The sequence below is a fragment of the Clostridium sp. MCC328 genome (assembly GCF_018785465.1).
Classification (GTDB): Bacteria; Bacillota; Clostridia; order Lachnospirales; family Lachnospiraceae; genus Pilosibacter; species Pilosibacter fragilis.
In genome coordinates this window covers 1-5,273 of sequence record NZ_WQPW01000141.1, presented here as the reverse complement: position 1 = coordinate 5,273, position 5,273 = coordinate 1, and the positions used below count along the sequence as shown (strand labels likewise).

Below are 5,273 nucleotides of genomic sequence, written 5' to 3'. Positions count from 1 at the left end.
TATTCTCCCGGAAGGGAAAGAAATTCCCTTCCGAGGACCGCGCCCTCCGGAGTCATGACGCTGCACGTACACGCACTGTTAAGTCCTAAGTCCACTGCCAGGATGCGTGTATCTTTGATAGAAACATCTGGAAGCTTCACGGCTGTCTGGAACACAAAATCCAGACGCATATAGACTGATCCTGACCGAACAAAACAGCGGTATCAATGATATTGCTGTTTTGACTGCTAGTTATCAGAATATTATTGGCATCATCTGATTATGCACGGTTGTTTCCTTCAAGATCCTTTGCGTTGTTGTCATTTGCTTCCGGTACGGTCTGGCCATTGTTCTGCTTGCCGTAGATATCATAGATCTTCTGCAGGTTCTCCTTGGTCAGGGTATCGGTCAGGTCGGTATCCTCGCCCTCCAGCACCTCGGCTGCCTGGATCGCGTAAGCGGTCACCTTGATATTCTCGGTATCGGTATCAATCTGTCCCTCGATGATATTCTGCAGCTGGATACTGTCAAACAGCGCCGTGGTCTTGGCATCCTTTGCCAGTTTCTCCTTGTAAGCATAAACATGTACATTTGTATCAGCACCGGTATCATCACCCTGAAGCTCTACCCAGTTCTTTCCAGCGGTACTGCCGTCAGTTGCCGGATCGATGTCGGTATTCAGCATGGTAAAGAGCTCGGTCACCGCAGTGGTCTTTCTTGTGCCGTCTTTTTCCGCCACAATTACGTCCTTCTTCGGCATCTCAACCTTTAAGAATACGATTGCATCGTTGACACCGGTATTCTCCACCTGCGGGTCCTTTGCCACGATCTGGTTCGGTACCAGGTCCTTCTTCTGAGTTTCCGTCAGTTTCGCATACTCCGGCTCCTCCAGATCAATCTTTACCTGACCAATGGTAAAGGTGTTGGTTGCGGTCTCGCTGTCAGTTAAATACGCCATGGTTCCTCCGATAGCCATTACTCCCATCATGGCGCAGGCTGCGGCTGCCATGACCATCTGCTTCTTTGATTTTCTCATATGAAAAATCTCCTTTCATTTTTTCTTGCAGGACAATCATGGACAGAAATACTTCATAAATCGCAAAAAGTTGAATCTGTTGCTTCGGTTTCCCGGATCATTCCAGGACCATATTCCTGTTCCGGCATCTCAATGGGTGAATCCGGCACGTTTTTGGTGTATCCTTCCGTTTCTGTCACCGTTTCTGTCACTGTTTCAGCCACTGTTTCAGCCTCAGACGGGGTACTGATAGGGCTGTCCACGGAATTCTCCGTTACTTCCGGTGCCATCTCCGTCGCGCTCTCTAGCGGTTCAGACATTTCTGCGGATATCACTTCGGGTTCAGCTTCCGACGGCGTTGCAACATTCTGTCCTTCCACTTCAGTTTCTTCTTTTGTTTCCGTATCGCTCACATCCTGCTCATGGGTTGTCAGATATTCCTGCCAATCCGTGCTTCTGCCCTGGATTCCACAGGTAAGGACTGAACCTGTGAAAATATTTCCGTGCCATTCCACACCATGTCCGTAAGACCGGACCGTATCCATGGTCATATACCCGTACAGGAGATCTAATGCCATTTCCGGTTCACTGAACCGATACCGTCCGGTTGTTCCTTTACGGACACGTCCGACTATCTGGTCTGCCAGTGCTGTATTGCGGATATCATAAATCTTACAGATCATTTCTGCATCCGTCATGTCTGGTGAAAGGCTGCGGATGAAAAGATCCGGCTGGTTTCCACAGTTGACATTGACAGAGAATAACGCTGCACTGACCGCAATGCTGCGGTTGTCCAGATCATATCCTGCTGCATTTAAGCGGCTGCTGAAAGCGTCCCAGTACCGTTCTCTCATAAATTCCAACTGATCTGTCACGGCACCCTCATAGGAACGATCCATGGCTGCGCGGAATGCTTTTGCAAGTTCCATATTTCCGATCAGCGCAGAGTCTCCATTGCCATAACCGGTAAACGGAGCAAACTCCGCCCAGAGTTCCGGATGCTTTCCATACGCCCATCGGATAAAATCCGTCAGATCATAGCGGTAATCCAGCTGGCACATTCCATATGCCCTGCCGCGGTCTCCCATGATGATCTGTCCGCCGGACGTTTCCCCGGCGATAGACAGCATATAAAACTCCACCGGTTTCCCGGCAATACTTAACCCACTGATGGTTCCCGGCGCTCCGGATGGATCCCCGTGATAGGTAAAGGATGGGAAAACCACAGATGGGTCATACAGATATCCATCCTGATCCGCCAGTCTGCCATCCGGCGTTTTTACATTGACTGCAAGTCTTCCGTCCTCATAAAAATAAAAATCATTTCCGTCAAGCTCCTGATATCCGGTTAACATGCCGTTTTCTGTCATGTAATACCAGACGTCCTGTTCATAAATCCATCCATCTGCCAGTTTTCCGCTTGGCAAAAAGAAATACCAGACTCCGTCTATTTGTTCCCATCCGGCTGTCATCTTTCCGTTCGCTCCGGCATAATACCAATGATCATCTTCATAGATCCATGCGCTTTTGACAGTCTCCCCATCCTTCCGGTAATACAGAGATTCTCTTCTGTCCGTGTAAAAACCATCCGGCGGTGTTTCTTTTACGGCATCTGATGGTGTTGCATCGGAAAATGTCGCGTTTGACGGAGTGGCTTCCGGTATGATCTCCATATCCTGTCTTCCTGCCTGATCGGGTACGTTCTGGACCATGGCTGCGAATGCGCTCTCAGCTGGCGGGGCAAATGGAAGCATAGTTCCCATCAGGCATATGGCTGTAACAGCCCTTCGTCCAAGGCGGACACCGCTAAAAATTCCGTGGTTTCTCGAATATAACGGTTGCTGCATTTTCTTTTTCTGCATCTTTTTTCTTCCTTTCATTCTGATTTACCGGGGAAATTATGGATCAAAAATACAGATTTTTGGTTCTGCATGTAAAATACCGTGAAATGTTCCTTGCCAAACTGTGTGGTATACCGCATTGCCATTACAGTGACTCTTATCGTTCTACTCGTGTTTCCATAATTTTCTCAAAGAATTTATGAGGCATTGAGAAATCATTCCGCGTGCTTGAAATGGAGGAAAATATAATGAAAAACCATATGTTCACGTGCTGTTGTCGGTTATTGGAATATTTAAGGAAACATGATGAAGAGTCTTATCTGCATAGCGTCCGTGTTGCGGATATTGCTGGCAGGATTGCCGAAGGATACGGTCTGGATGCATCCGCGATGCCGGATTTGCGTGTGACCGGACTTTTACACGATATTGGAAAGCTTGGGGTACCGTCAGAGATTCTTCAGAAACCTGGAAGACTGACTGATGTGGAATATATGACGGTGAAACGTCATACCACGCTCGGTTATGTCATTCTTCAGAAGTTCGACTTTCCAGAACATATCTGCGAGGTTGCACTAAACCATCATGAAAGACCCGACGGAACCGGATATGCGAAAAAAACAGATCTTTCTGTCTTTTCACGCATTATCTGTGCGGCAGACTGCATGGATGTCATGATGCATGGCAGATCTTACGCGGCAGCAAAAAGCACCAGTGAAATACGCGCTGACTTTCTGGCAAACAGCGCCAGGCAGTTTGACCCGGCGGTTGCGGACGCGTGCATTCGTATTTTGGTTCGGGGATGATAAGGAGCAGCTTTAGCTGCTTCTTTTTTTTGCACATTTGTTTCTTTCCTTTTATTTCGCAAACATACTCCTCTCCCTCTTTTCTGCGCGTTTTTCCTTTTATATCGCAAGCAAGAGTGTTTCGAAGCGGGAAGCATTCCTTTTATTTTCTAAACACCTGGTGGTATGGGGAGAAAAAAATCCTGCGGTGGTTGGCCGCAGGATTCGTGGAAGCACTCTGATTAGTTTGTTGGTTTGAAGGTACCATATTTACTCCAAGTACCGGTTCGTTTTGTAAATTCTGGATGAGATGAGCAGCCTCCGAACATATCTCCAAAGGAAGTCACATTTATGGAAAATTTTCCTTTTTATTCGGATTGGCTTTTATATATCAAAAATGTTACGTTTCCCTTATCCGCGGCATTTAAAAATCAGTGTTTTTCAGGTAAATTTGTTACAATCTATACATAACGATACATTGCACGTGCAAGCTAAAAATCAATCACAAAAGAAGAAGAGGGTTCCATTTATGAAGTTATTCGATACTGGTTTTAATCTGGAAAACGACGCAGTACAAAAACACATCTTTGCGGTCACAACCATGCCTCAAAAACTCCGTGATACCCTAAAAGTTGTCGAAGTGATGTTTGAGACAGACCCGCGTTTCAGCCACCTTGCTGATGAAGCAGATGCGTTACTGGATTTGTGTGGAGTATGTATCCGGGATACTGCTGCCGAGTTGTCCCAGGAGCTCAATGTCTCTGTATCTGTACTGAAACGCTGCAATGATTTTTACAATATCCATGATGCTGTGACTGTTGCCGCTTCCATTCAGGACAAAATTTCACAGTGGGAATTAGTCTTTGCTATGGCTGTGCAGGAAAGTATCTCAAGTACACCGGATGCAGCCATGGGTATTTATGACCGCATCCGAGATGATATCCTAAGTGGCTTGCCGACGCTTACGGTTTACGAGGCAGCCGATGTGCTTCGCGAATTTGATCTGGACATGATTGCCTGGATGGAATTATATTTTCCGGAAATCTATGACGCGGATGATTGGGGAAAAGAGAACTCTGAATTTTATCTTTTTTATAGAATGATGACCGGTCTTGAAAAACTGGCCGAAGCATTAGAACAGCTTTAATTAATCCGGGCGCAGGCATTATGCCTGTGCCCTTTTGTATGAATCAGACAGAATTACAGCAAAAACGGTTCTGCTACTATTTTTTTTGTTCTTCTTCCTTTATGATAGACTCATGATCATTTCTTTGGAGGTTTTTTATGGAAAAGGATATTAACAATGGAGAATGGGGATACCACTTTTATTATGAGGACCCGCATTTGCCCGAGCAGTTATGCGCATGGCTTGCAACCGTGTGTTCATCAGGGCTTTGCATTGATGACCTGGCCTCATGGCTGATTGAGCATCATGTGCTGGCACAGGCGTATGCCATTTCAGAAGAAGCCGCACGCTGGTCGGGTGCGGATCGCATTATCGACCGGTTTAACCAGCGTATGACGGATGCCGGTATGATTCTGGGAACCATGGGACTACCGTCATAGCCGTTGCACTGGAATATATCAGCTTTCGTGATAATAACCATATCCGCAGTTATCAGCTTCCGTGATAGTCTTTACCTGCCACAGATATCG

Annotated in this window: 5 protein-coding genes; 3 read left to right on the top strand and 2 right to left on the bottom strand. The window is 46.5% G+C overall.

From position 1 onward, the window contains the following. Positions 1-259: 259 nt before the first annotated feature. Both GPK83_RS15900 and GPK83_RS15895 read right to left on the bottom strand, forming a co-directional pair. The gene (locus GPK83_RS15900) at positions 260-1,015 is read right to left on the bottom strand and encodes a SipW-dependent-type signal peptide-containing protein (RefSeq protein WP_215705237.1); all 756 of its coding nucleotides are present in this window, start codon (positions 1,013-1,015) and stop codon (positions 260-262) included. A 53-nt stretch (positions 1,016-1,068) separates the two neighbouring features. After that, positions 1,069-2,856, bottom strand: a complete 1,788-nt coding sequence (locus GPK83_RS15895; RefSeq protein WP_215705236.1) for a hypothetical protein — start codon at positions 2,854-2,856, stop codon at positions 1,069-1,071. A gap of 227 nt (positions 2,857-3,083) precedes the next feature. On the opposite strand from GPK83_RS15895, the gene GPK83_RS15890 reads away from it, so the two are divergent. The 3 genes from GPK83_RS15890 (at position 3,084) to GPK83_RS15880 (ending at position 5,183) form a co-directional block, all read left to right on the top strand. Then, the gene (locus GPK83_RS15890) at positions 3,084-3,638 is read left to right on the top strand and encodes an HD domain-containing phosphohydrolase (protein WP_215705235.1); all 555 of its coding nucleotides are present in this window, start codon (positions 3,084-3,086) and stop codon (positions 3,636-3,638) included. Positions 3,639-4,146: 508 nt separating this feature from the next. After that, entirely contained in the window at positions 4,147-4,764 is a 618-nt protein-coding gene (locus GPK83_RS15885) for a hypothetical protein (protein WP_215705234.1), read from the top strand. Positions 4,765-4,901: 137 nt separating this feature from the next. Beyond that, positions 4,902-5,183 (top strand): hypothetical protein, encoded by a 282-nt coding sequence (locus GPK83_RS15880; protein ID WP_215705233.1) that lies wholly within the window; start codon positions 4,902-4,904, stop codon positions 5,181-5,183. The last annotated feature ends 90 nt before the right edge of the window (positions 5,184-5,273 follow it).